Annotated in this window: 21 protein-coding genes; 7 read left to right on the top strand and 14 right to left on the bottom strand. The window is 61.1% G+C overall.

Going from position 1 to position 26,213, the window contains the following annotated elements; all coding sequences use genetic code 11:
* Positions 1-164 precede the first annotated feature (164 nt).
* From VF672_RS19860 to VF672_RS19845, 4 genes are all read left to right on the top strand, one after another.
* Positions 165-1,748 carry a sensor histidine kinase gene (locus tag VF672_RS19860; RefSeq protein ID WP_414705637.1) on the top strand — a complete coding sequence of 528 codons (1,584 nt, stop codon included), beginning with the start codon at positions 165-167 and terminating at the stop codon, positions 1,746-1,748.
* A 174-nt stretch (positions 1,749-1,922) separates the two neighbouring features.
* On the top strand, positions 1,923-2,555 hold the full coding sequence (locus VF672_RS19855) for a response regulator transcription factor (RefSeq protein WP_331106259.1): 633 nt from the start codon (positions 1,923-1,925) through the stop codon (positions 2,553-2,555).
* Positions 2,556-2,657: 102 nt separating this feature from the next.
* Positions 2,658-3,026: a response regulator transcription factor gene (locus tag VF672_RS19850; RefSeq protein WP_331106246.1), complete on the top strand. Its 369-nt coding sequence runs from the start codon at positions 2,658-2,660 to the stop codon at positions 3,024-3,026.
* A 284-nt stretch (positions 3,027-3,310) separates the two neighbouring features.
* On the top strand, positions 3,311-4,513 hold the full coding sequence (locus tag VF672_RS19845; RefSeq protein ID WP_331106245.1) for an NAD(P)/FAD-dependent oxidoreductase: 1,203 nt from the start codon (positions 3,311-3,313) through the stop codon (positions 4,511-4,513).
* A 122-nt stretch (positions 4,514-4,635) separates the two neighbouring features.
* Here the strand turns inward: VF672_RS19845 and VF672_RS19840 are convergent, their stop codons facing one another.
* From VF672_RS19840 to VF672_RS19830, 3 genes are all read right to left on the bottom strand, one after another.
* A complete protein-coding gene (locus VF672_RS19840; protein WP_331106244.1) occupies positions 4,636-6,432 on the bottom strand; it encodes a methyl-accepting chemotaxis protein in 1,797 nt (598 codons plus the stop codon).
* A gap of 108 nt (positions 6,433-6,540) precedes the next feature.
* A complete protein-coding gene (locus VF672_RS19835; protein ID WP_331106243.1) occupies positions 6,541-7,668 on the bottom strand; it encodes an acyltransferase in 1,128 nt (375 codons plus the stop codon).
* A gap of 192 nt (positions 7,669-7,860) precedes the next feature.
* Positions 7,861-8,688, bottom strand: coding sequence for a hypothetical protein (locus tag VF672_RS19830; protein ID WP_331106242.1), 828 nt, complete (start codon positions 8,686-8,688; stop codon positions 7,861-7,863).
* Between the two features lie 305 nt (positions 8,689-8,993).
* Here VF672_RS19830 and chrA point away from each other — a divergent pair, with 305 nt between their 5' ends.
* Complete coding sequence (gene chrA / locus VF672_RS19825) at positions 8,994-10,211, top strand: chromate efflux transporter (RefSeq protein WP_331106241.1); 1,218 nt, start codon at positions 8,994-8,996, stop codon at positions 10,209-10,211.
* Between the two features lie 43 nt (positions 10,212-10,254).
* On the opposite strand, the gene VF672_RS19820 is transcribed toward chrA, so the two are convergent.
* The 7 genes from VF672_RS19820 to VF672_RS19790 all read right to left on the bottom strand — a co-directional run bounded on the left by VF672_RS19820 (position 10,255) and on the right by VF672_RS19790 (position 16,802).
* On the bottom strand, positions 10,255-11,433 hold the full coding sequence (locus VF672_RS19820; RefSeq protein WP_331106240.1) for an MFS transporter: 1,179 nt from the start codon (positions 11,431-11,433) through the stop codon (positions 10,255-10,257).
* A 156-nt stretch (positions 11,434-11,589) separates the two neighbouring features.
* A complete protein-coding gene (cysC, locus tag VF672_RS19815) occupies positions 11,590-12,192 on the bottom strand; it encodes an adenylyl-sulfate kinase (RefSeq protein WP_414705638.1) in 603 nt (200 codons plus the stop codon).
* A gap of 28 nt (positions 12,193-12,220) precedes the next feature.
* Positions 12,221-13,003 (bottom strand): class I SAM-dependent methyltransferase, encoded by a 783-nt coding sequence (locus tag VF672_RS19810; protein WP_331106238.1) that lies wholly within the window; start codon positions 13,001-13,003, stop codon positions 12,221-12,223.
* A complete protein-coding gene (locus VF672_RS19805; RefSeq protein ID WP_331106237.1) occupies positions 12,972-14,171 on the bottom strand; it encodes a hypothetical protein in 1,200 nt (399 codons plus the stop codon). Before VF672_RS19805 ends, VF672_RS19810 begins: the two co-directional genes overlap by 32 nt.
* A gap of 44 nt (positions 14,172-14,215) precedes the next feature.
* Positions 14,216-14,947: an SDR family oxidoreductase gene (locus VF672_RS19800; RefSeq protein WP_331106236.1), complete on the bottom strand. Its 732-nt coding sequence runs from the start codon at positions 14,945-14,947 to the stop codon at positions 14,216-14,218.
* The gene (locus VF672_RS19795; RefSeq protein WP_331106235.1) at positions 14,944-15,681 is read right to left on the bottom strand and encodes a sulfotransferase family protein; all 738 of its coding nucleotides are present in this window, start codon (positions 15,679-15,681) and stop codon (positions 14,944-14,946) included. Before VF672_RS19795 ends, VF672_RS19800 begins: the two co-directional genes overlap by 4 nt.
* On the bottom strand, positions 15,678-16,802 hold the full coding sequence (locus VF672_RS19790) for a transaldolase family protein (protein WP_331106234.1): 1,125 nt from the start codon (positions 16,800-16,802) through the stop codon (positions 15,678-15,680). Before VF672_RS19790 ends, VF672_RS19795 begins: the two co-directional genes overlap by 4 nt.
* Positions 16,803-17,452: 650 nt before the next feature.
* Between VF672_RS19790 and VF672_RS19785 the strand changes: the two genes are divergently transcribed.
* Entirely contained in the window at positions 17,453-17,995 is a 543-nt protein-coding gene (locus tag VF672_RS19785) for a cytochrome b (protein WP_331106233.1), read from the top strand.
* Between the two features lie 30 nt (positions 17,996-18,025).
* On the opposite strand, the gene VF672_RS19780 is transcribed toward VF672_RS19785, so the two are convergent.
* The 4 genes from VF672_RS19780 to VF672_RS19765 form a co-directional block, all read right to left on the bottom strand.
* Complete coding sequence (locus tag VF672_RS19780) at positions 18,026-19,237, bottom strand: cytochrome c biogenesis protein DipZ (RefSeq protein ID WP_331106232.1); 1,212 nt, start codon at positions 19,235-19,237, stop codon at positions 18,026-18,028.
* A 236-nt stretch (positions 19,238-19,473) separates the two neighbouring features.
* Positions 19,474-20,589 (bottom strand): HlyD family secretion protein, encoded by a 1,116-nt coding sequence (locus VF672_RS19775; RefSeq protein WP_331106258.1) that lies wholly within the window; start codon positions 20,587-20,589, stop codon positions 19,474-19,476.
* Positions 20,590-20,684: 95 nt separating this feature from the next.
* Entirely contained in the window at positions 20,685-22,364 is a 1,680-nt protein-coding gene (locus VF672_RS19770) for an MFS transporter (protein ID WP_331106231.1), read from the bottom strand.
* An 81-nt stretch (positions 22,365-22,445) separates the two neighbouring features.
* Positions 22,446-23,618 carry an XdhC family protein gene (locus VF672_RS19765; RefSeq protein WP_331106230.1) on the bottom strand — a complete coding sequence of 391 codons (1,173 nt, stop codon included), beginning with the start codon at positions 23,616-23,618 and terminating at the stop codon, positions 22,446-22,448.
* Positions 23,619-24,073: 455 nt separating this feature from the next.
* Between VF672_RS19765 and egtB the strand changes: the two genes are divergently transcribed.
* The coding region (egtB, locus tag VF672_RS19760) for an ergothioneine biosynthesis protein EgtB (protein ID WP_331106229.1) at positions 24,074-26,213 on the top strand (2,140 nt) is incomplete at its 3' end.

Genomic DNA, 26,213 nt, shown 5'->3' with positions numbered 1-26,213 from the left:
GCCCGTCTGTCCTACCTGAGGTCACCGCACTTATGCCTTCGGTGCGGCCAGTCATACCTCGGTATGACGACCGTCTCGATACCGTGCTGTACCTTTTGCCGCCCGTGATGGAACAAGTGCGCTACCGTTGTTCCACACTGTCCCCCCCTTCGGAACACCACCAGATGGCCGCTATGAAAAACAAAAGGTCCTCCGACACCCTTGGCAACTGGCCCCTCTTCTTGCGGCATCTGTACGGCAACATGGCGTACAACCCGCACCGCATAAGCTCCCGGCAACCTATCGGCATCAGCCCCAACCCGTGGGTGAATGCACTCGGCTGGGCGGTCGGGCTGATCGTGGCGTGCGGCATCGTGATCATCAACTCCGAAACCCATACCGACTGGGCGCCAACGATTCTCTACATCACGCTGCTGCTGATGGCCGCCAACCTGTTTTCGATCAATCTGGTGATCAGCGTGGCAGTGATGTGCATCCTGCTGCTGACGAGCATCTACGTGTACAACGGCGGATACCACCGCTGGGAGTCGACCACTGGATTTTTCCGCTGCCTTACCGCGTTATCGGCGATCACTTTCCTGGCGTTACGGAGCAAGTTCGCAGCTGACACCCTGCGCCATAACGAAGCCTATCTGATCGGTGCCCAACGCTTGAGTCGCACCGGGAGCGTCACCTTCAGCGGGGACAGTGAAGAGATGTCCTGGTCGGACGAGCTGGCGCGCATCTTCGAGTACCCGCTGGGCATGGAGCCGACGGCGACGATGATCATGGAACGCACCCACCCGGATGACCGCTACCTCGCCACCGAGGTTTTTGCCCAGGCCGCTCGGCACGAGCCGGCGATCGAAGTCAAACACAGGCTGCTGATGCCCGACGGGCGTATCAAGCACATCCATATGCTTGCCAGCCCGCAATCGGTGCAAAAAGGCCGTGTCGAGTACCTCGGCGCAGTGATGGATGTCACCGCCGCGAAGCAGGCCGAGGAAGCGTTGTTTCGCGCACAAACCGAGCTCGCCCACGTGACCCGCGTGACCTCGCTGGGTGAACTGGCCGCCTCGATTGCCCATGAGGTGAACCAGCCGCTGACGGCCATTACCAGCAGCGGGGAGGCCTGCCGCCGCTGGATCGACCGCTCCGAACCCGACCTGCACGAAGCGCGGCTGTCGCTGGACCGCATTATTTCCAGCGCCTGCAGGGCGAGCGATGTGATCAGCCGGGTGCGGGCGCTGTCGCGCAAAAGCGACCCGGTGCGCACATCCGAATCGTTGGATGACATCGTGAGTGAAACCCTTGGCCTGGTCCAGCATGAACTGGCTCACCACAAAATCAGCCCGAAAGTGGACCTCACTATCACTAACGTGCCGATTAACGCCGACCGGGTGCAGCTGCAGCAGGTGATCATCAACCTGCTCATCAATGCCTGCCATGCCATGGACGCGGTCAAGGTCCGTGACCGAGTCCTGCATGTGCGCACACGGGTTGAAAACAACGAAGCCGTGCTGGAAGTGACGGACCACGGTTCCGGCATTGATCCGGCCGTGCTGCCGTCGTTGTTCACCCCGTTTTTCACCACCAAGGAAAGCGGCCTTGGCATGGGTCTGTCGATTTGCCGGTCCATCATCGATTTCCATGGCGGCAGGATGTGGGTCCATAGCGAAGTGAGTCATGGCACGACCTTTTGTTTTGCGCTGCCGGTATTGACCGTTGAGGCATCAGCTCCAACGGCGGTCACTCATACCAACGTATAGCCCGACCGTACGTTGGTATAAGCGGACCGTCTGGTGGTAGGAGTGTGTTCCCGCCTGTGGCGCACTACTCTGACGTTCGCGCAACGAGACCTGTACCCGGCCACCATGCCGGGACGTAGGTAGTTATTCAGGACACATCAGAACCAGGGAAGTACCGTGAACGAACATCACCCGATGAACAGCGTCCTCAACACCCAACCGCTGGTGTACATCGTTGACGACGATGCGCCGCTGCGCGAATCGCTGGGGAGCCTGCTGCGGTCGATCGGCCTGCAAGTGGTGCTGTTTGGTTCGGTGGGCGACTTCATGAAGTTCAAGCGCCCGGACATTCCCAGCTGTCTCGTGCTGGATGTTCGTTTACAGGGTGCAAGCGGCCTGGATTTCCAGAATGAACTGGTCGCGGCCAATGTTCATTTGCCCATCGTGTTTATGACCGGCCACGGCGACATCGCCATGACCGTGCGAGCGATGAAAGCCGGCGCGGTGGATTTCCTGGCCAAGCCCTTTCGCGAGCAGGACCTGATCGACGCCGTGTCGGCTGCCCATGCACGGGACAAGGTGCGCCGCGAGGCAGAGCGCGGCAATGATGAATTGTGCAGCCGCTACGCCACGCTAACGCCCCGCGAGCAAACGGTGATGGCCTATGCGGTGTCGGGCCTGATGAACAAACAAATCGCCGGCGAAATCGGCCTGAGTGAGATCACGGTGAAAATCCACCGTGGCCAGGCGATGAAAAAAATGGCCGCGCGCTCGTTTGCCGACCTGGTGCGTATGGCCGAAACCCTCGGCGTCACCCGCCCCCGTTAATGGCGTTTATACGCATGTATACTTCCGCCCTAACAGCGACAGCGTATGGTGGTGCAATGACGGCAGCGTTTATGCGACAGCCGATATCTTGCAGGTACTTACATGTCTAGCACGGCCATTGTTTCCATTGTTGATGACGACGAGTCAGTTCGCTATGCGCTGGACAGTTTGTTGCGCTCCAATGGGTTCACCGTGAACACCTACTCCAGTGCCGAAGACTTTATGGCGTCTGCGGGGCCGCAGCAAACATCCTGCCTGATCTCCGATATACAAATGCCCGGTTTGTCTGGCATTCAAATGTATGAAACGTTGTCGCGTAACGGCACCCACATCCCCGTGATCTTTATTACCGGCCTGCCCGGCACCCCGCCGCCTATTGGCGATTATGCTGCAGAACCGGTCGCATTCTTTCCCAAGCCCTTTCCGTGCGGCCAGCTGATTGCCTGCGTCACCGACATTTTAAACCGTTGATCCGCTCTCCCCTCGCGCTTGATCGACAGCCGCTGCGCTGCCTTTTTATCCGTGTCATTTGCATAACTAACACCTTGGTATAACCGCTTCAAACTTAGGCGTGTTGTCGTTGACCCTAGGTAGAAGTGTTCCCGGTCGTTCGGCTGGGTACTATCTCTTTCACCGAACGGACCTTGAATTCAACAGCCGTTATCTATTGAAGCCATGAACTTCAATGCATGCGAATGACGGTCACGTTAACCGGCACTTCATCAGCACACATAACTTTGTCTCAGGAGCACACCATGAAACAGCAAATTCTTATTATCGGCGCAGGGTTTGGTGGGGTTTGGAGCGCGTTGGGTGCGGCCCGTCTGCTGGATAAGCATGACCGCAACGACGTGCAAATTACCGTGCTGGCCCCGCAGGCCGAACTGCGCATCCGCCCCCGTTTTTATGAAGCTGACGTGCACAAAATGATGGCCCCGCTGGGCAAGCTGTTCGACGCGGTCGGTGTGAAGTTCGTACAAGGTTCGGCTGACAATATCGACGCCGCCAGCAAGCACGTCACCTACCGCGACGCCACGGGCGTCCTCCAGACAAGGAGCTACGACCGACTGGTCATGGCGGCAGGCAGCCGGGTGGTCCGCCCAGACCTGGATGGCATGCTCGAACATGCATTTGATGTGGATGAAATCGAGCAAGCCAGCGCGCTTGAAGCCCATGTCCGCGCCTTGAAAGACCGTCCTGCCAGCGCCGCGCGCAATACCGTCGTTGTCGCCGGCGGCGGCTTCACCGGCATCGAAACAGCCACTGAAATGCCGGCCCGGCTGCGCGAAGCGTTGGGCGCCGATGCGGATATCCGGGTTATCGTGGTGGACCGCGGACCGCAGATTGCTGCCTCCATGGGCGACGGCATTCGTCCGGCCATTGTTGATGCGTCCAAAGCGCTGGGCGTCGAGTGGATCCTCAACGCCTCGGTGGCCTCGGTGGATGCCGATGGTGTCACCCTTGACGACGGCCAGCGGATTGAGTCCAACACCGTGATCTGGACGGTCGGTTTCCGCGCCAGCCCGCTGACTGAAAGGATCCTGGGAACCCGTGACAAACAGGGCCGCTTGCACGTGGACGACAACCTCAGGGTAAAAGGCGTGACCGACATCTTCGCAGCGGGCGACGTGGCTTATGCCGCCAGTGACGACATCGGCAACTTCGCCGCGATGTCATGCCAGCACGCCATTTCGCTGGGCCGTTACGCCGGCAATAACGTGGCAGCGGACTTGATTGGCGTCGCACCGATTGCCTACCGCCAACCCAAGTACGTCACCTGCCTGGATCTGGGTGCGTGGGGCGCGGTGTACACAGAGGGCTGGGATCGCCAGTTAAAGCTGGTGGGGCACGAAGCCAAAGAGCTCAAAACCCAGATCAACACCGTCTGGATCTACCCACCGGTAGCCGATCGCAGCATTGCCCTGGCGGCGGCGGACCCGTTGATTCCAGTGGCCTGATATCTGGACGAGGGCGCAAAGCCCTCATACCCATGGGAGGGAGTTGCGCCTGCGGGATCGAAACTGCAAGGCAATCGTCTGCCCCGCTGGCGTGGAAGGAGACAAAAACGGGGCTGGCTTACTCACTGGCCGAGCAATACAGAAGCGTCGAACCCCATCCGCAAGTTGCCCCAATGACGCCCTTCAAAAAAGAAAGGTACGTCGATCTCCGTCATGATTTCCCCGGTGTCGCGCAGGTAGGTCTGCAGCAGAAAACGCTGGGTGTTGCCTGCGGCCCGCAGGCCGACCGGGTCGGCGAACATGCGCTTGTTGCGGCACACCGGCAGGTCGATGGCTCGGTCACCGGTGGGCTGTTTCGATACCCAACTGTTATTGACCGGACAGTAGCCTTTGTTGTCGACGATGAACGACACCTTTCCGCCCTTGGTGCCTTTGGTCAAGGCGTCGATTTCTTCCTGGCAGATCTTCGCGAACCGTTCGCTGTAACTGGTCACGTACTGTTTGGGATCGGTGTTCGGGATCGGCTTGTAGTTCTGGTCAAAGAGGTTTAGCCCTTCGCGCTGCAGGCCGGCGAGGCGCCCTTGGAGAATGTCGCGGCAGTTACCCGCACGGGTGATCGCCGCATCCAGCGCGCCGTGCCCCAGGACGAAGCTGCCGAGCATCGCCTGCACACGTTCGGCAACGCCCAGCAGATCGCGGGTCGCCGTTGCCGAGTGCTGCATGCGCTGATCGATGGATTGGCTGTCGGCATAGATCTGGCTGACACGCTCGTTGATCCCGGCGTTGCTTTCGGCGAACTGCTGGATGTGCTCGGCAATCCCGGCCAGTTTGCCGTTGGTGGCTTCGAAATCGCCGATCATGCTCTCGAAATGCCCCGACGCGCGCTCAACCACTTTGCGGGTTTCCCGCGCGCTGTGACTGATGTGGGTGGTCTGCTCGTGGGTAGAGCCGACTTCCAGCAACATCGCGTCGATATTTTGCGAAATGTCCTCGGTGGCCGTGCTGACGTTTTGCGCCAGGGTGCGCACCTCATCGGCCACGACGGCAAAGCCGCGTCCGCTCTCGCCCGCGCGAGCGGCTTCAATGGCGGCATTGAGGGCCAGCAGGTTGGTCTGCGAGGATATCTTCTGAATCAAACCGACGATGGACTTGATGCTTGAAGAACGCTGGGTCAAGGCGCTGACCAGCGTGCTGAATTCGTTTAGGTTGTTGGAGATTTCGCTGATCTTGCCAGTGACTTCCAGCAGTTCGGAGTAGGAGTTTCGCGCCATGTCGAGGTTCTGCGCGGTGGTGCTGGAAATGCCCTGAGTCTGTTGTGAGACTTGCTGGATATTGCCCACCGCCATGTTGCTTTGATCCATCACTTCCTTGGCAAAGCGCGCCTGATGGGTAGCGCTGTCGCTGGAATCACCGATGTTTTTCAACGAGCGCGCCGACTCGACCGCAATTTGCACCGTGAGCGCCTGAATTTCACTGATGGTTTCGCGCTGTCTGGCCAGGAAACGGTTGCAGGTGCTCGCCAGCACCCGGATTTCGTCATGGGTCAGCAACGGCAAGTCCTTGGACAGGTCGCCCTTGCCGTTGGCAATGTCTTCGAGCGCGTGCGTCATCAGCGTGACTGGCCGCACGATCAGGTGACGGAAATACCAGACCATGAAACTGATCATGACCAACGTGAACAGCGTACTGAAGAGGATGGCGTTGCCAAGGCCGTTCAGGCTGCCTTCGATCTGCCGCAGCGTTGCGGCCTCCAGCGCTGCGCCGCTCAACTGCGCGAGGATGTCCGTACGAGTGTTCAAGGCGTGCCAATACAGACCGCCGCTGACAGCGACCAGCAGAAACAGGCTCGAAAGTTTCTTGGTGAGGGAGTTGAAAAAATGCAGCTCGATCGACTCGTATAGCTCCTTGAACATCCGCATCCCAACGCTTCCTCGTATGGTTGAATACTGATCCTTAATGGATAGTGTTCGACCTGAAACAGGAAAGCTTTAACGCGTGCCCGTACTTAAGTGGTCCCCTTTAGAGCATCAGCTGACGGGCATCACCATTTTGCGCCGCAACAGCTGTTTGCCCAGCGCCTGCCCTTTGAGCTCGATGTAGTGATAAGTCGCGCTGGAAATCGTCACCACCACCGCCAGAATCAACAACACCATCAGGTTATTCAGCCAGGCATGCCCGGTGTCCAGATAGCGGATACCACTGAGCATCGGCGCGGCCTCGAAACCAGTTTTTTTCTGCACCACCATAAAAGCCGAAATCACGAAGAACAGCACGGCCAGATGGGTCAGGTAGATCGAATAGGACAAGCGCCCCAGCCGAGCGAAGAATTCGTGCTTGAGCAGGCGCGACAGCGCCCCGCCATCGAAGGCAAAGAGCACGATGGTGACGCAGAACAACGCACTGGCAGCCAACACCTTTTGCTGCAACTCGCTGGTGAGCACCGCCCAGATAGCGATGGCGACCAAGACTTCCAGCACGCTGAGCAGGGCAAAACCCGGCGCTACCCAGCGCTTGATGCGGTTGAAAAAGGCATACGCCAATGCCCCGGCGAAAAAGCAGCCCAAGCCTTTTTGCGCGTAGATCGTCAGGACATCGGCCTGGCCGTAGAACAACGCAAACGCGGCAAGGGCAACGGCCGCCCACAGCAGGTATCGACCTGTGGACGCCATGAGCATGGTTGCGGCGAAGACCATGTAGGTCCAATACTCGATGCTGATGCTCCAGGCCGCGGTATTGAAGGACAGATTTTCCGTCAGGTGCGTCCAGCTCTGCAGCAGCAGGAAATTGGGCAGGATCTCCGACGGCGCGTACATGCCGGTAAACGGCGTCTGATTGAAGCTGAAGCCCCGTCTGTAGGCGGCGAACTTGAGAAACTCCAGGCCGATGAAGACCGCAAGCATGAAGGCATGCAGGGGTAACAGCCGAAAGGTGCGCGAAACCAGGAAGTGGTTGACGTCCAGGCGGTGTTTGCTGCCATAGGCGTGAGCCATGACGAAGCCGCTGAGCACAAAGAAAAACTCGACGAACAGGTCAGCGTTGGAGAAGAAGGTCCACTCCGTGATGCTGCCGACGAGATGGAGGTGGTAAAGGACAACGGCTATTGCGCAGATACCGCGCAGGCTGTCCAACGCGTGAAATCGTCTCACGTCTTGCATGCAAATTCCCCCGAAGGATGCCATCGCTCGAAAGCGCCTAAAGCAACCCATCGGGTTCGGTCGCGTTAAATTGCCAACGACCAAACGGTAGCGCAGCAACGGCTTTGTGCAAGGGCCGTGGTCAGAGAATTGTGGATCGCGCGCCACCTGCCAGGCATGCCCCTCACACGAGGAACATGCCGCAGGAATCGTTTAGATCGCGCCCGCTACATTACGCACTGATTCGGGCGCAGCTTTGGTTTCCGACAAGGCTCCAGCATAGGCGCCAGCCAGCATGGCTGCCGGATTGCCGCGACCGCTGAGGAGGCCCTCCGCTGCGCCTTTGGCGATATCCACCCCGCCTTCGACGCCGCCTTTGATCATCTCGCCAACGCTGCCGTCAGATTCACCGATGCCCGTCAGCACGTTACTTGCCCCCGGAATCATCCACAGCGCTTTACCCGCTTCGCCAGCGGCGGACGTCAGGCCTGAGCCTTTCTCGGCTACATGGGCGTCGTTGGTCTGAGCGCGGGCAGCGTCGCCGGTAATTGCCGAGCCACTGCCGGCAGAGTGCGCTTTCGCCCCGCCCCCGAACGATTGCAGCAGCGAGGTAATCAACTTATCCAGCAGCTGCAGCAACGGTGAGGACGACTTCGACGCCGCGCCATTGTTGCTCAGCACATTGTTGCTCAGGCCCTGGTTTTGCTCTGCTGAAGGTTGGCTTTGCAAAGCCGCAGACGGGCCATTCGCGCTTCCGGCAGGACCGCCATAGTTAACTGCACCAGTAGAGGATTGGGCGCCGTACTGGGCGTTTTGCGTGCTCTGGTCTGCTCTATAGATAGCCGCACCACCGCTGGCCAACGCCCCGGTACCTTGGGCCACGTTGCTGAAGTTACCGGTGGCTCGGCTGCCGCCGTTACCGGAATCGGTAGCGGAGGACGGCTTGCCAGCGTCGGGCGTGGGTTTGACGTCCGGCTTGGAGGCATGAGGAGTAACGTCAGGTGTTTTGGGCGGCGAGGCGCCGGGTCCGGATAATTTCACGTTTTTTCTCCAAACAGAAAGGTCGGTTGGCAGTGCCCCAAGCCCACTCATGACGCTTGCACGGGTGCAGGCGTGTCGGATGTTGTAACGGGGCGATCGCTGTGAGGTTCGCGTGGAGTGGGTAGCCCATGTGTGGGGCCAATGCACAGATCGGTTCCGTCCAGACACACGGGAACAAAGACAGCTCACCCTGGCGCACCTGTCACCCGCCTGCTCCCCGCCAGCGAAGCTGATGGGCTGACAAAGTTGTGTTTGAATGGCGCCTGGCAGTTCAACAACACCGGCCACGGTAGGGAGCATGAGCGTTGTCACCAGAAGGGAGTGCCAAAGGCGTCAAGCCTGATTCCGCGTGGTCAGTGTTTCTGGTGTTCCTGCGCCTGGGCCTGACCTCTTTCGGCGGCCCGATCGCGCACCTGGGGTATTTTCGCGAAGAGTTCGTAGCGCGGCGCCAATGGCTTAGCGAGCGCAGTTATGTTGATTTGGTCGCCCTGTGCCAATTCCTTCCCGGGCCTGCGAGCAGTCAGGTGGGCATGGGCCTGGGGCTGTCGCGTGCCGGATTCCCGGGCGCTGTTGCGGCGTGGGCAGGTTTCACGTTGCCATCGGCGGTCATCCTGGTTTTGTTTGCTCAAGGTATGTCCGCCTGGGGAAGTGCTTTGCCCGACGGTCTGTTGCACGGCCTTAAAATCGTCGCAGTTGCTGTGGTCGCTCAAGCGGTGTGGGGGATGGCCCGCCATCTGTGTACCGATGTGCCTCGCGTCACCGTCGCCGCGTTCGCTGCCTGTGTTGCGCTCCTGTGGCCCAGTGCAGTGGGACAGCTGAGTGTGATCGTCGGCGCGGCTGTCGTCGGCCTGACCTTGTTCCGCGCCGCTCAAGGACAGGCAACTGAATCGTTGCCGATCCCGATCAGCCGCAGAACGGGCGTGATGTCCTTGGTGGTGTTTTTCAGCCTGCTCGCGGGCCTTCCCTTGTTGATCCAGGTTTGGCCCTCTCAAACACTCCCTATGGTGCAGGATTTTTACCGGGCCGGATCGTTAGTCTTTGGAGGCGGGCACGTCGTGCTGCCCTTGCTTCAAGCAGCAACCGTGCCCAACGGCTGGGTAGACAACGACACGTTCCTGGCGGGGTATGGCTTGGCGCAGGCCGTGCCGGGCCCGCTTTTTACCTTTGCAGCGTTTCTCGGTGCGTCCATGAACGTCCAGCCTTCTGGCTGGGTGGGCGCATCGGTATGCCTCATCGCTGTCTTTGCGCCGTCATTTCTTCTGGTGATCGGCGTATTGCCATTCTGGGAGCAACTGCGGCATAGCGCCCGCACCCAGGCCGCGCTTGCAGGGGTCAACGCGGGCATGGTCGGGCTTCTCCTGGCGGCCCTGTATAACCCGGTCTGGACGAGTGCCATATTCAAACCCCAGGACTTCGGGTTGGCACTGATAGCCCTCGTTGCCTTGATGTTCTGGAAGCTCCCTCCCTGGTTGGTGGTCTTGGCCAGTGGCTTGATCGGAGCGTGGCTGAGCAGCGTTTATTAAGGATGGCGGCTCATGGAGAGACCGGGCGGGATTTCCGACGATCTCAGGAGCGAAGCCGGACCCCGGAGATTCCCTGCAACAAAAGCGCAGAGGCCACGAACGCCAGAGAGGCCACCCAAACATTGGCAAAATAGCCGGCGCTCACGCCATAGAGCCAAGCGCTCAACAAACCGCCCAGGGTGCCGCCGGTTTGGTATACCGCGTTAAGTGATGAATTAAGGCTGCCTCGCCGGGACGCTTCAACCAGGCGCATGGCATCACCCAATATCAAGGCCAGCATCAGGTCTCGCCCAAACGCAAAGGCCATATAGGTGGCGCCTTGGACAAACGCGGACCCTTCGCCCCATGGAATGACTTGGATCGCTGCCGCGATGGCCATCGAAGCGACGGCGCACAACCGCAAAGGGTGGTTGAATCGACTGGCGAGCCTGGCGGAAAACATCGCGCCAAACAGCCCGCCGACCTCGCCAATGAAGATGACCAAGCCAACAGCGTCGACGCCGAATGATGACAAGCCGTGTTGCACCAACCAGCTTGGGTACAGCCCCAGAAAGATGTAAACGCCCACCGACCAGCAGAAGTACGCCGCCATCAAAGGGCGGGTTCCGGGACTGGCGGACAGTGACGTTAACCGCTCCTTGTACATCGCCCGGCTTATTCGGGAGGAAGACAGCGAACCGGGCGGCGCTGTCGGGAAGGTGAGCGCCAGACCTGCAAGGACGGCGCACACCAGCGCCAGGCACATGACCGTGACTTGCCAGGACAGCAGGCCCCCAATCACGACTCCAATCGACAAGGAGCACAAGAAGGCAATCGGCGCAGCGGTGGTGACATAGCCAGCGGTCCTGGCGCGTTTGGGCTCGGGGACATAGTCCGCCAGGGCGGCGAAAATCGAGGCGCCAATCATCGGCATGAACAGTCCTGTTGCGGCCCGGCTCAGCACGATCATTGAAGCGCTGTGCGAGGCGGCGGTGAGCAGCAGCGTCAAGCAGCATGCTGCCGCACCAAGGGTGATGAACAGCTTCCTTCCGAAGCGATCGATCAGCGGACCCAGCGCCAGATTACTGATCAGCGCCACCACCGGAAAAGCGGCCAATATCCATCCCGAGCCACTGGGTGAAAGGCCCAGATCACGCTGAATGAAAGGCAACAGCGGAATCATCATCACCACGTTGAAGTTGATGATGAAAAACGCTATCCACAGAATCCCTGTAACCAGCACGTGTGACCTCTCGAACGCTTGGGCGCCGACACACTCCGTGCTCGGCATTCCAAAGAGTTCCACGGGAATACGCCCCCTGGCAAGGGAGACCTTTGGGCATCGGGTGATACACCCGACGCCCTCAGCCAGGGGTCGAAGCCTGCCGTGTTAAAAGCCTTATCCCCGCGCCAGCAACCAATCATCAATCATCCGCACCGCCCGCCGCACATCAACCTCATCGGTGCGAATGTGCAGCTCCGGAAACAGCGGCCGCTCGTACGCCGCAGCCACGCCGGTAAACGCTGGAATGCCGCCCGCCCGGGCCCGGCGGTACAACCCTTTTGGGTCCCGCGCCTCAGCCACCGCGAGTGGCACGTCCACAAATACCTCGACGAACCGCGCACTGCCAACAATCGAGCGGGCTAGATGCCGCGCCGAGCGGGTGGGCGAGATCAGCGCCACCATTACCGTCAGCCCTGACTCGACCATCAACGCCGCGACCTCTGCCACACGGCGCACGTTTTCTTCACGGTCATCGGCAGAAAAACCCAAGTCGCGACACAAGCCGGTGCGCACCGTATCGCCGTCCAGGATGCACGTCGTCAACCCGCGTGCCCGCAGCACCGGATTAAGGCTGTCGACGATGGTGGATTTGCCTGCCGCCGAGAGCCCGGTCAACCAGATGACACGAGGCCGGACATCGGACGTGACCCGCCTGTTCTCGCGAAACGGATACGGCTCCAGGTTGTTGTGGTGTTTCAGGACAGGGGTATGCGTGATCATGACAGTGCTCCTCCTTGAGTCAGCGTCAGGCGTGGGCCCGGTGGACGATGAAGTCCGCGCTCATGACGTCGTAGAACGGTTCGAAATCGCCGTACGCCTTCGGGATACGGAAACCCGCCAGGCGTAATTCTTCCTGCAACTGGCACGCGCGAATCGGGTATACCCGCAGCCGATACTGCGCACCGTCGGCAAAGCGATAGCAGAATTCGCACACCGAGTCGTCCAGTTCCCCGAGGGTCACGCTGGCGGTGTTGCCGCAGTAGTAATAGCGCCCCGAGGAGGCAAAGCGGCCGGCGAGGATGGCGTCGAAATTGCGCTGGTCGATCAGCAGCAGTCCATCGGGCCTGAGCATCTGCCGAAACCGCCTCAGCACAGCGATGCGCGATTCGCGGTCGAACACGTGGCACAGCGAACTGCCAAGGCACAGCACAGCATCAAACGTGCCCAGCACCCCCGGATCCAGCGCCTGCCAATCGTAATGATGAAGCGGAACGTCGACGCCCAGTCGCTCGAAGTTGCGCCGGGCGCGCTCCACCATGGTCGGGCTGCCATCACAGGCGGTGACGCCAAAGCCGGCGGTGTGCAACTGCGCGGCATGAAAGCCGCTGCCGGTGGCAGCGTCCAGTACACGCCAGGCACCGAACCGGTGCAGCAGATCGCGAAAGAACGAGCCCTCGCCCGCCGCACGTTTGTCCCAGTCGATGAGTTCGTCCCAGCGCTCGACCAGGTCCTCGTGGTACTGCCGGGCATAGTCCGCGTCGGCCATGTCCCTTTGATCAGCAGGCGAATGCATGATAACCGGCGTCATGGGCGGCGACTCCTGTGTGAGGGTTGTAGGAGTGATGGCTGGCCTCGGCGTACGCCAGGTATTTAGTGCCCAGTTCCTCTGCCCACTCTGCAGCATCGGACACCCGCATCTCGGCCATGGCGAAATTCAGTTCTCGCTGCATGACGTGCATCTGCGCATCGCCAAACACCGCCGTGCCGTCAGCACGAATCAGACTGATCCCGTCGAGCCGCTGCCCCGCTTCGTTGACCTTGATCGCTTCTTCGCGCGTCACGCCGTATGGCAGGTCGAGCAGCACCCTGCCCATGCCGACCTTGACCGGATAACCGCCGGGCAAACCGTGGGGCCCGGGACCGTGTACGCGCACCTCCTGGTCAGCGTGGAGATTTTCCAGCACCGTGACCGCTGACATAGCGGTGAGGTACTGGCCGTCGACGCCACCGAGCCGACGAAATTCGCGAGCGACGCAGCCGAAAATGTCTTGCGCCGTGTGCTCCTCGGTACGCTCTTCACCGTCGATCCAGTACGTCAGACTGAAGGTGGCGTCCGAACCTTGCGGCAGACCATGGCGAGGCACGCTGTGGCTGAAATAATGATGGCCGACGAGTTTGGCGCAGACCTGCGCGGGCAGGCAGCCCGCCAGATGCGCAATGGCGCAACGGGTAGCGGGGATCAGATTGGCGATGTTGCCGATGCCGACATCCGGTGCCATCCCGACCTTGTAGAGAATCGGATTGACCGCGTCAGGAAACGCCGCGTTGACCACCAGACTTTTCGGGCAGGCCTGCTTGACGGCTCTCATCAGCGCGTAGGCCGGCGCCAGGTGCATCGGTAGCCAGGGCCCGAGCTGCGCCTGATCGAGGGCGGCAAAGCGCTCGGCCGGCAACTGCGTGATCACTCGCCAGGATTGCAACGAAGCACAATTGAGGATGATGTCCGGCTTGATCTTCAGCAGCGTTTCGGTATTGCGGCTGATGCACGATTCGCGCAGGTCCATCTCATGGCTGTGGATCTGAACGCTCACGTTCTGCTGCAGCGCGGCCAGGCGGATCAGGTTGCACAATCGGGTGGCGTTTTCACTGTCGCGACTCGCCACGTGGAATTCAAACTGGTTACGTGGGGCCAGAATCTGCAGGATTTGCAGGCACAGGTTACCGCCACCGACGATGAGCAATTTCTTGCGGTGCATGTTCTTCTCCCGGAATGCGTAAGGAAGTGTCGTGTAGCCAGTCACTAGCGTGGGTAGGCGCCGTTATCCACGGCGATGACTTTGCCGGTCAGGTGACGACTTTGCGCTGACAACAGAAACAGAATGACGTCGGCCACCCCTTGTGCCTGGATGGGCTCCTTGATGATTTCCTGTCGCTCGTACTCCCTGCGGCGGTGCTCGGGAATGCGGTCATGAATCGAGGTGTCGCGAACCAGTGCAGGGGACACCGCGTTCACCCGAACCCGGGGAGCAAAGTTCCAGGCATTGGCCTTGGTCAGGCCGATTACCCCGGCCTTCGTCGCGCCGTACAGCGCGTCCATACTGCCGACCTCACCCGCGACGGAGGTCACGTTGACGATGCTGCGTGAGTGCGTGGCGCAGGACTCACGCCTGGCGAAGTCCTTCGACAGGTACACCAGCGATTTCAGATTGACCGCCCAGATTTCCTCTACCTCCTCATCGCTGTAGTCATAGACGCTTTTGCCGTGATAGATCCCGGCATTGTTGACCAGGGCCTCGAGTGAGCTGTGTCGGTGGCGGTCATAGAGGTCGCCGATGAACGTCCGATAAACCTCCGGCTGAGAAAAGTCGGCCAAGTGGGTTTCAAGCCGGTGCGTTGGCAGACATGACTGCAGGGATTGCAGCCCCAACCGGTCTTTGTCAGCAGCGATGACGTAGTAACCGGCCTTCACGCACGCAATGGCGGCGGCCTTGCCGATGCCATTGGCGGCACCGGTGATGACGACTTTTTTCATGGCTGTCCCTGCTGGCTGAACTGATTCATCCGCTCATAGAAAGGTCGATGGTGCTGGTCATAGGCCAACAAGCGGGGATCAGCGTGCAGCGCCCCCTCGTCGAAGTCGGCGGTGCCCTGAATAATCGAGGTGCTGTTCTCGGCGTCCTTGTGCCAGCTGCGCCAGGCTTTCCATTGTTCAGGGCACGTCGCCGTCCAGCTCAGCGCTCCGGGCATGAAATTCAGCTGCAGATGATCACAGAGCCTGCGCACGGTCTGTGTCGGGCGGCTTGCCAGATCCTCGGCATTGATCACGTACGGGGTTTTACCCGTCAGACGTCTGACCTCACAGAATATGTCGTAGAGCGCCTGATGGCCGATGGCGTGCACCGGCATCTGCGGGAAGATCGCGTGATGGGAAAGAATCGCCCGGGCCGGGTCGCGAATGATAAAGACGTTCTGCTGCTCCAGTAGAAACTCGGCATCGGCCTTCAGCGGAGCAAGGCAGTGGTAACACATGTCCTTGTGAAATACGGGCGAGCGCTGGCGGGCCTCGCGCAACAGTGCCTTGATCGCTTCGTAATCACGGGGAGCGCCGTTGTTCAGGTCCCCGTGAGGAATGGCCGAGCGCTCATCAAAGGCCATGTGTGCGAACGGCTCGTGGAAAACCTCGAAATCGCCGCGCTCGATGAACACTCTTTCCAGCACCGTCGAGCGCGACCGTGGATGCGCCCACAGGGCAATCATGCGGTTCATGCCCGGCCTTCCAAAGTCATTCCGTGAAAGGCGGGGCGACGTACGGGGCCGGGTGAATCGAGGGTGTCGGTGATGAACCCTTGCAGGCGTTGCATGCCCAGGCGTACGTCATTGCCTGCGGTCAGGAACGCTGGCTGACGCGCGTATTCGTCCAGGTTCAGGCCGCCTTCGAAGTACGCCTGGTTGAAATACGGAATGGCCAGAAGACGATCAAGGACTTTCGCAGGAATCTGCACCCACTCCGTCGCCGGTGCGATGCCGCGCCCGGCCTGCTGCCGACGCACCAGAAACTCGATGACTCGGGGCGTCAGCGTGTACAGCGTGGTCTCGGCGCCGGTGCGCTGCAGGTGCCAGCAATGCTCACGCCCGCGCCCGTCGGTGTCGACCTTGAGGCTGCACAGCAACAGTTGCGCCGGGGTACCTCGGCGGCGCATCAGCGCCTGCATCGCCTGATAGACCGCCAGCTCTGCCCAGCGTTTATCAGTGTGGCCGAGGTGGAGACGACTGCCCCGTGCCTGGCGCTCGAATTCGGGTTCCGCACCCAGACGGCCGATCATGAAGCTGACCACGTAACGCGCCCGCGCCGTGCTCACCCCGCTGGCGAGCGCCCGCTGACGCCCGGCGTGAATGGCCTTAAGGCAGGTATCCAGCTGGGAGACGCTAAAACAGAAGGTGTTATTGATCGAGCAACCCCGCGCCACCAATTCCTCGATGGCGCGGTAGCCTTGGGCGCTGCCCGGGATCTTGATCATGATGTTCGGCGCCAGCGCGGCCAGTTCCAGCCCACGGGCAACCAGCGCGTCCTGATTCATCCAGTGCCCGCCCTCGATCTGCGCCGACAGCCAGCCCGCCCGCTGTTTCGTTTGCCTGAGCAGCGGGAGCAAGGGCTGGGCGCTGTCGATGATCAACTGGTCGTAGAGCTGTCGCAGCCGAGTGTCTGCCGGCATCGAGGTCGGCAAGGTGTGCAGGAAATCACGGTAATGGCCTGCATGGCTCATGACGGCCTGACCGATCAACGCCGGGTTGGTGGTGGCGCCGCTGACACCCGCCTCCGAATGACCCGGTTCATCGGGCAACAATCCGGTAATAAAATCGCGCTGATCCGGATACGCCTGCAACAACTTGGTTCGGCATTCTTTATATACAGCGGGAGACGAATCAAACCAGACTTGCGCGTCAGCGTTATGACGTTTTAGAAGTTGAACAAAGCCCGAAGCATCCATGAAGTTGCCCTTCCCTTTTCGGTTGACGCACCAAAATGAAGGCCCCGCCTGGGAACGGGCAAAATGCCAGCTTATTCAAGCTGATAGTCAGGAATCTGAGCCTTGGAGCCATAAGATGGATCCAAACGCGTGACCTGTCAAACCCAAATCACCGGGTTTTTAATGCCCAATGGGAATAAAGAACGCTCGCCTTTAGACTTGATATCAGACGCCGACGCGTTGAACTTTATGTCCCTGATTTGAAGTTATTCAAACGAATGAAGTTAAGTTCAGTTACAAATGAGTGTGACATCGACTTGATTTATGAGGGCCTCTTCTAAATATCAATTCTTCAGGGCTTCGAACCTGACCTGTCAATCAAGTTATTTATTTCGACTCACTCGATCAAATGGCACCTCCAAACAAGATGGTAAACAAGGACTCGCGATTCTCTCGGTTTGTTACGGCTTGCACGTGCCGCTCGACGAGCGTCGGCCGTTAGGTTATGAAAGCGCAGCGGCCTTGACTGTGCCGCGCCAGATCAAAAAAACAGACCAAGAGACCTGACCGTGAGCAAACCTTCCGATACCGAACGCTACAGCTACAAAGCCCGCTGGTGTCACTGGGTCATGGCGATCCTGATTGTGCTCGCCTACGCGCTGATCCTCAGCCGCACCCAGTTTGCCCGCGGCAGCGACCTGCGTACCTTCGTCGTGCAAACGCACTTCTGGGTCGGCATCGTTGTACTGGCCATGGCGTTCTTCCGTGTCGCCGAGCGCCGCCGCCACACCCCGCCCGGCATCACCCCGCCGCTGGAAGGCGCGCTGCGTCTGTCCGCCACACTGTCGCACTACGCGCTGTACGCCTTCCTGTTCGCGCAACCGCTGATGGGCCTGTTCACTGTGCTGCTGGAACGCGGCGCGCTACCGATCCCCCTGACCACACTGAGCATTCCCGCGCCCTTCGACCTCTCCAAAGACACCGCCGAAACGCTGGAGCACTACCACGTGTTGCTGGGCACCATTTTCTACTACGTCATCGGCCTGCACGTGATCGCGGCAATCTGGCACCACTTCGTGCGCAAGGACAACACCGTCAAACGCATGGTGTAGGCGCCCCTTCGTTCGTCAGCGCTTGTGGCGTCAGCCCCGCCCATGGGCTTCGTCCAGGAGCTGGCGAATGACCTGCTCTTGCGCGCCGTAGTCGCCTTCGCCGAAGTGGGTGTAGCGGATCTGGCCCCTGGCATCGATGAGGTAATGCGCAGGCCAGTACTGGTTGTCGAACGCGCGCCAGATCGCGTAATCATTGTCGACGGCGATCGGGTAATTCAGGCCCAGCCTGGCGACGCTCTTGCGCACGTTGTCGATGACCCGTTCGTACGGGTATTCGGGCGTGTGCACGCCGATCACCACCAAGCCCTCTTTCTCGTACTTCTTCGCCCAGCCATTGACGTACGGAATGCTGTGCTGACAATTGATGCAGTCGAAGGTCCAGAAGTCGACCAGTACCACCTTCCCGCGCAGGGATTCCTGACTGAGCGGCGGCGAGTTCAGCCACGCGGTGGCGCCGGACAAGGATGGCATCGCGCCCTGACTGCTGACGTCGGGCACCGCTGCGGCCCTGACGCGGCTGATCAGATAATCGACCGCGTTGGGAACAGCGCTGAGCAAGCGCTTCTCCAACGCTGCTGCGCCTTCGGATGACGTGCCGGGCAGCCACTGATTCTGCGACCCGGTGGCAATGCTCACCGCCACCAGCAATGCAGCCAGGCCGACGCCGCGCCGCAGCCAGGCGGTGACGGGTAGCGACAGTTTCAGCCGCGTCAGCAGCCCGCGTCCGGCGAATATCAGCACACCCAGCGACACCGCGCTGCCGAGCCTATACGCCAACAGCAACAGGCTGGTCTGCGCACTGGGCCCTTGCAGCATGGCGCCGGTCAGAATGATCCCCAGAATCGGCCCGGCACACGGCGCCCACAGCAGGCCGGTGGCGACGCCGATCAGCAACGAGGCGAAAGGCCCGGACAAGCGCCGCGTGGCAGGGTCGAGCCGATTGCCCAACATCACCAGCGGAAGCGTCAGCCAGTGCCCGACTCGGGTGGACAACAGTGACAGGGCAAACAGCGTCAGGATCACCAGCGCGACGTCGCGGCCAATGCCGTTCGCCGCCACCACCCAGTCGCTGCTGACCACCGCCAGGCTGGACACCAGCCCAAACGTCAGCGTCAGCCCCAGTAACGTCATCAGCACAGACGCCGCCGAACGATCGGCCCGGGCAAACAGAAACGGCACAACCGGCAGGATGCAGGGGCTCAGTACGGTCACGATCCCGCCCAGAAACGCGATCAGGAACATGAGCGGTCACCCTCATGATTCCGGAGCGTGGCGGACAGCGTGACGGTGGCGAGGTTTTTCCAGTTCATGGCGATCTCCAGGCGGTGGGTGCGTTGAATGCACGGCGGCCGAGGCGTGTCGTCTCGGAGCCGCCATTCAACGCCCGGGAGGTGTCGCGGATGTGTCGGGAAAATCAGTCGATGAATCAGCACGTGTCTGCCGTGGAACGGGATACACGGCGATACAGGCGTGGCGGCTCAGCGCCCGTCCACTGAATCAACCTTCCCGTCCACCGGGTCCGCCGGCACGGGGCCGTCCTGACTGGTGTCGATGCTGACCACCACGGACATCCCCGGACGCAGCCGGTCGACGTCGTGCTGGTCGTCGTCGATGGTGATGCGCACCGGGATGCGCTGGGCAATTTTGACGAAGTTGCCCGTGGCGTTATCAGCCGGCAGCAGACTGAACTCGGACCCCGCCGCCGGAGAAATGCGTTGCACCCGGCCACGCATCTTCAGGTTTTCGAGTGCATCGACCGTGAAGCTGACCGGCTGGCCCAGACGCACGTTGGCCATCTGGGTCTCTTTCATGTTGGCGATGATCCAGCGCGGGCGCGGTACCAGCGCCATCAGCTGCGCGCCGGAATTGACGTACGCACCCAGGCGGACCCCGATCTGCCCCAACTGGCCATCCCGCGGCGCGGTAACGCGCGTATTGGTCAGGTCGATCCGTGCCAGCTCGATGGCGGCTTCGGCATTCTTCACCGATGCCTCCAACGAGCCGCGATTGACGATCACCGTTTGCAGGTCCTGACGCGAGATTTCCAGCGCCGCCCTGGCCTCGGCCAGCGCCGCTTTCGCTTGTGCATCGGCCGCGCGGGTGACGTCGAACTCGCTTTTGGACACCGAACCATCGGTCACCAGCGCCTGACCACGGCGCAAATCGGCGCCGGCTTTTTCACTCTGCGCCTGAGCATTTGCCACGGCGGCCTGACGCTGAATGATGGTGGCCTCGGCGCTGCGTCGTTGCTGCAGATTATTCGCCAGCGCAGCCTTTTGAATGCCTAACTGCGCCAGCCCCTGATCGAGGTGCTGCTGATAGATGCGGTCATCGATGCGCACCAGCAGATCGCCCTGCTTGACCCACTGGAAGTCCTGCACCGGCACTTCGTAGACATAACCACTCAGTTGCGGACCGATCAGCGTGGTCTGCCCGCGGATCAACGCGTTCTCGGTGCTTTCGATCGGGCTGCTGAACGGCGGCAGCTGCCAGGCATACAGCACGACAAGCACACCGGCCAGCGCGATGCCGCCGAACACAATCGCGGACACCAGGCGTATGCGTGCCGAGCGCGGTTGCGTGGTAGCCGGCATCACCACCGGCACAGGCGCAGGGGATGTGGCCTGGGGGGGTGTCGAACTGGCCGCCGTGTTGCTGGCGGTATCGCCGGTAGGTTTGTCGGATTGAGTCATGAAGAATGAGCGCCAGAAGGTTGAACGGGGGATGCTGCCGGTGTCGCCGGGGTAAAGGGGGCGACCGGCTCGGTGGTGATCCACAGCCAGGTGGCCCGGCTGGTGATCCAGATCATGGTCAGCACTGCGATGACGGCGATCAGCATGAATACATCGTTGTAGGCCAGGGTATTGGCCTCGCGGGTGGCCGCCGTCGCCAGTGAACGAATGCCCAGACTGGTGCGCGCGGCCGGGTCGGCGATGGCGGAAATATAGGCCCCGCTCGCACTTTGCAGCCGCGACTGCACCTGAGCGTCGATCAGCGTGACGTGCTCGACGATGTGCGCCGAATGAAATTTTTCGCGCCACACCTGAAACGTGCCCAGCAGCGCCGCGCCGATGAGGCTGCCGACGTTCTGAGTGATCCCGAACATGACCGAAAAGCTGACCATATTGCGCGGGTTGCTGATTACCCCGCTGACGCCCAGCACCAGCGTCGGACCGAGGAAGAACGTGCCGCCGAACGCCAGCAGGAACTGACTGAAATACATCTGCGGGCCGCGCGTCAGGCTGGTCGAAAAACTGTCCATGCTTGACCCGATCGCCATCAGCGCCAGCGAGATGATCAGTGGCTTGAAGAGGTGCTGGGGATTAATCGTCATGGCGCTGACCACCAGGCCGGCGACGCTGCCCAGCAGCATGAACAGGTACAGCGTGTGCAATTGCTCGCTGCCCTGATTCATCCCTTGAAGAAAACCCACCGCGCCGGTGGACTGCTCCGACAGCACGATGCGTGTCAGGAGCACCCCGAAGGCAAAGCGGATCATCCGCCCACTGCCCAGCCAGCGGGTGATCAACAGCGGTCGGGTGCGGTTGTGCTCGATGCACAGTCCGGCCAGGATCAGCACGATGGACGACGCCAGAGCGATGCCGATCCACGGCTCCTCCAGCCACCATTCAATGCGCCCCAACGACAACGCTGCGCACAAGGCCGCGAAGCCCGACGCGAGCAAGGCGAAGGTGAGGAAGTCGAGCTTTTCGAAGGCCTTGAAGCGGTCGCCCGGTGGCAGTTTGAGGATCAGCACGCAGCCCAGAGACAGCAGGCACATGCCCAGTTCAAACAGGTAAAGCCCGCGCCATTCGGCAATTTGCAGCAGGTCTTCGGACACCAGCCGCGCCAGCGGTGTCGCCAGTTGAGCGGTGCCCAGCCCCAGCACCAGCGCTTTCATCCGCCATTTCGCCGGGAAGGCCTGAATCATGTAATACAGGCCAAGCGAACTAAGTGCCGCACCGACCATCCCATGGGCGGCGCGCACGGCAACGGCCGACCCGATGTCGTTGACGAACAAGTGGGCGAAGGTGACCAGGGCGTACAGCACCAGGAACACTTCGGTGAATGCACGCAGACCGAATTGCTGCCGAAACTTCACCAGCAGCAGGTTCATCGAGACGTTGGTCATGACGTACGCGGCAGGCAGCCAGGCGATTTCGGCCTGGGTGGCGCCCAACGAGCCTTGCAGGTACTGAAGGTTGGCGACCACCAGCGCGTTGCCGAGGCCACCGGTCAACGCCACGATCACCCCGACGATGGCAAACGCCCAGCGCTTGAGCGTCGGATGCAAGGGCGTAGACGGCGACCCGGGCAGGGTCGGTCGCTCGTGGGGGGCCCAGTCGTGGGGTCGGTACTTATCGTTCATGAAGCGGACCTGATGAATGCCGTGCGTAAACCTGCTGTGAAGCGAGGGAAGCAGCCATTGCAGAGGCTGCCCCGATGAAAACTAGCTGATCATCCTCAGTTCACGTGCCTGCTCGAGGGTGACCTCCACCGCATGAATACTGGCTTGCCGGTGTTTAAGCATTCCGCCACTGCGGCCGTTGAACACCGCGTTGATCTCCGACAGGATCGACAGCGCCACGCTGTGGGGTGCGTCGCCGCCCAGGTCCAGTCCGACCGGGTAATGCACGCTCGCCTGCGCCGCCGCTTCACGCGCCTGATCCGGCAGCTCGTCGAGCAGACGTTCGGTGCGACTGCGCGGCCCGAGCTGACCGATGTAGCGCGGCGTGGACTCGAGGACCTGCCCCAGCCAGTGACGGTCCTGGGTCAGGCTGTGGGTCATCACCACCACCGCGGCGTCGGCAACCATCCCGTGCAGCTCGGGCATGGGTTCAAGCGGCGCCGACAGCACGTGATCGGCCTCCGGAAAACGTTGCGGCCGGGCGAAGTGCGAGCGCGCATCGATGACCGTAATGTGCCAGCCCTGCAGCCGCGCCATGCTGACCAGCGGCATCGCGTCATGCCCCGCGCCAAAGACCACCAGCCGACGCGGCGCGGCGATGTATTCCAGCAGCACCTCCACGGCGCCGTCCGCGCCCTCGTAGGTGCGCGTCGCTGACCGGCGGGCGTCCAGCACGGTTTTCAGGTCCTCGGCCACGGCCATCGCCAGCCAGCGCTCGCGCATCTCGCTCTGCAACTGGCCCGATGAGCGGATGGCCACACGCTCGCCCAGCGCGGTGTGACGTTCGCCGTGCGTCCCGATCACCGTCGCCAGTGCAGCGCCCTTGCCGCTGGCCTTGACCTCACGCAGGACATCGACCACCAGGCTCGCAGCGTGCGCAGCGATGCGTTCGAAGAGGATATGCACGGTGCCGTTGCAGCCCAGGCCAAAGCTGAGTTCGGCGTCTTCGAGTTCGTCATCGTCCTCGCCGGTGCTGTAGGTACGCAGTGCCGGCTTGCCATTGGCCGTCAGCCACCAGGCCTTTTTGCTGACGTCGCTTTCGAGGCATCCGCCGCTGACGGTGCCGGTCGCTTCGCCCATCGAGGCGATAATCATCCGCGCACCCGGGCGGCGGTAGGCCGAGCCTTCGACCTTGACCACCGTGGCGATTACCACTTCCTGCTGCCCGGTCTGCGCTTCGTCGAGCGCACCCAGCAGACTGGATAGATCATTCATGCGCGTCCCCAAAAACCGGCTTATTCATCTGGCGTCATTCGCTCGTAACCTGACACATATATAGAAATATCACCGCCGTCTCGCAAAGCAGTGCTGTTGTGCTGACTGCCCGCTGCCCGGCAGGTTCAGGTTTTGCCCCCGATATCTGCCATTTGCCGCGCCTCGGAACGATGGATGCGCAGGGTACCGCAGACGATGGGCTGATTGCCCGCCGGTCACTCCCTGACCGAATGAGGCGTGCCGGAACTACACTCGCTGGGTGCCGTTATTTCCATGCAAACGCTGGTAATTGAAGGCTGCGGCATTAATTGACGGGGAATGTGCTCCTTCATTCGGATATTACGGTTGAACATTTCGAGCGAAGCGTGCCTCAAACCCTGAATCGCCGTACCGCCTGGCTGCGTGGAATCAGTCCACCGGGTCCACCGGGCATCGGCTACGCCGGAGAGCAACTGATGACGCGCCAATTACGCCAGCTTCGCGAAACATCCGCCACTCACACCCTGTGCCAGCGCTTTCAGGCCGTGCGCGACCGTACCGAATTTCTGGTCGAACCGTTGAGCGCCGAGGACATGGTCGTGCAGTCGATGCCTGATGCCAGCCCGGCCAAGTGGCACATGGCGCACACCACATGGTTCTTCGAAACCTTCCTGCTGATCCCGAACCTGTCCGGGTACGAAACCTTCGATCCGACTTTCGGCTACCTGTTCAATTCCTATTACGAAGCCGTCGGTCCGCGGCATCCCCGCCCGCAACGCGGGTTGATGACCCGGCCGAGTGTCGATCAGGTGCTCGCCTATCGCAAACACGTCGACGAAAACATGACGACGCTGTTGATGACCCCGCTCAGCGAGGAGATGACCAGCCTCATCGAACTCGGCCTGGCCCATGAAGAACAGCATCAGGAACTGCTGCTGATGGACATTCTTCATCTGTTCAGCCTGTCGTCGCTAAAACCCGCTTACAGCCCGCGCTGGCCCAAGGACATGTCGGGCCGCCGCGGACATTTCAAGCCGCTGGGCGCCGGGCTGACCGAGATCGGCCACGACGGCAATGGCTTCGCATTCGATAACGAAGGCCCACGCCACACCACCTATTTGCAGTCGTTCGAGATCAGCGACCGGCTGGTGACCAACGGCGAATGGTTGAGCTTCATCGCCGACGGCGGCTATCACACCGCCTCGTTGTGGCTGTCCGAGGGCTGGACGCTGGTGCAGGAACACGGCTGGAACTCGCCGCTGTACTGGCAGCATGACGACAACGGCTGGCAGCGCATGGGCCTGCGCGGCCTCGAAGGGATTGACCCTTCAGCGCCCGTCACGCACATCAGCTATTACGAAGCCGCCGCTTTCGCCAATTGGGCCGACGCACGCCTGCCCACCGAAGCGGAATGGGAAGCCGCCGCCCGCGCCGGTTTGCTTGAGCAAGTCGATGATGTCGCCTGGCAGTGGACACAAAGCGCCTACAGCGCCTACCCCGGTTTCAAACCGTCCATGGGCGCGGTCGGCGAGTACAACGGCAAATTCATGGTCAATCAGATGGTCCTGCGTGGCGGCGCCAGCGTGACCTCGCCCGACCATTGCCGCCTGACGTATCGCAACTTCTTCCACGCCGACAAGCGCTGGATGGTCTCGGGCCTTCGTCTGGCCCGTGACAGCCGTCAGCCCGGCGTGGTCGATCCGAACGACAGCGAGTTCGCTCGCGATGTCGTGGCCGGCCTTGGCGCCCCGGTAAAAAGCCTGTCGCCCAAGTATTTCTACGACGCGGCAGGCTCCGACCTGTTCGAGGCCATCTGTGAAACCCCCGAGTACTACCCGACCCGCGCCGAAACCGGACTGCTGAAACGCATCGCCGGGCAGATTGCGGCGACCATTCCCCAAGGTGCAGCGCTGGTAGAGTTCGGCAGCGGTGCCAGCGAGAAAACCCGTCTGGTGCTGGACGCTGCGCCACACATCGCCGTCTACGTGCCGATCGACATCAGTGCGACTGCGCTGAACAAGGCAGCGCGGTCATTGCGCCAGCGTTATCCATCGCTGGTCGTTGCGCCGCAAGTCGATGACTTCACCCGCGTGCTCACACTCCCCGAAGAAGCCGAAGGGCATACCCGTGTTGGCTTCTTCCCCGGGTCTACCCTGGGCAATTTCAGCCATGAGCAGGCCGTGGACTTTCTCCGTAGCGCCCATGATGTACTGGGCGAAAACGCGCAGTTCATCGTAGGGCTCGATCTGGTCAAGGATGAGCAGACGCTGGTGGCGGCCTACGACGACGCCGAGGGCGTGACGGCGCAGTTCAACAAGAACCTGCTGACGCGCATCAATCGCGAATTGCACGCCGACTTCGACACCGACGCCTTTGATCATCTTGCCGTGTGGAACGCTGAACAGGCCTGCATGGAAATGCACCTGGTCAGCCGCAGACAGCAGAGCGTGACCGTCGCCGGGCATACCTTCCGCTTCGCCGCCGGGGAACGCCTGCACACCGAGAACTCCCACAAGTTCACGGTTGAGTCGTTCACCGAACTGGCCGCGCGGGCAGGATGGACGGTCAGCGAATGCTGGATCAGCGATGCGCCAGAGATGGCGTTGTTCAGCTTGC

This window comes from Pseudomonas sp., from assembly GCF_036387035.1.
In the GTDB taxonomy this organism is placed as follows: Bacteria; Pseudomonadota; Gammaproteobacteria; order Pseudomonadales; family Pseudomonadaceae; genus Aquipseudomonas.
This window is presented reverse-complemented; position numbering and strand designations above follow the sequence as displayed.

Coding starts and splice junctions, on each gene's coding strand:
- VF672_RS19845 (WP_331106245.1), top strand. CDS start 3,311: ATGAAACAGCAAATTCTTATTATCGGCGCAGGGTTTGGTGGGGTTTGG.
- VF672_RS19780 (WP_331106232.1), bottom strand. CDS start 19,237: ATGTTCCTGATCGCGTTTCTGGGCGGGATCGTGACCGTACTGAGCCCC.
- VF672_RS19775 (WP_331106258.1), bottom strand. CDS start 20,589: ATGCCGGCTACCACGCAACCGCGCTCGGCACGCATACGCCTGGTGTCC.
- VF672_RS19805 (WP_331106237.1), bottom strand. CDS start 14,171: ATGCACCGCAAGAAATTGCTCATCGTCGGTGGCGGTAACCTGTGCCTG.
- VF672_RS19840 (WP_331106244.1), bottom strand. CDS start 6,432: ATGCGGATGTTCAAGGAGCTATACGAGTCGATCGAGCTGCATTTTTTC.
- VF672_RS19810 (WP_331106238.1), bottom strand. CDS start 13,003: ATGACGCCGGTTATCATGCATTCGCCTGCTGATCAAAGGGACATGGCC.
- VF672_RS19835 (WP_331106243.1), bottom strand. CDS start 7,668: ATGCAAGACGTGAGACGATTTCACGCGTTGGACAGCCTGCGCGGTATC.
- VF672_RS19765 (WP_331106230.1), bottom strand. CDS start 23,618: ATGAATGATCTATCCAGTCTGCTGGGTGCGCTCGACGAAGCGCAGACC.
- VF672_RS19850 (WP_331106246.1), top strand. CDS start 2,658: ATGTCTAGCACGGCCATTGTTTCCATTGTTGATGACGACGAGTCAGTT.
- VF672_RS19855 (WP_331106259.1), top strand. CDS start 1,923: ATGAACAGCGTCCTCAACACCCAACCGCTGGTGTACATCGTTGACGAC.
- VF672_RS19800 (WP_331106236.1), bottom strand. CDS start 14,947: ATGAAAAAAGTCGTCATCACCGGTGCCGCCAATGGCATCGGCAAGGCC.
- VF672_RS19860 (WP_414705637.1), top strand. CDS start 165: ATGGCCGCTATGAAAAACAAAAGGTCCTCCGACACCCTTGGCAACTGG.
- VF672_RS19770 (WP_331106231.1), bottom strand. CDS start 22,364: ATGAACGATAAGTACCGACCCCACGACTGGGCCCCCCACGAGCGACCG.
- VF672_RS19795 (WP_331106235.1), bottom strand. CDS start 15,681: ATGAACCGCATGATTGCCCTGTGGGCGCATCCACGGTCGCGCTCGACG.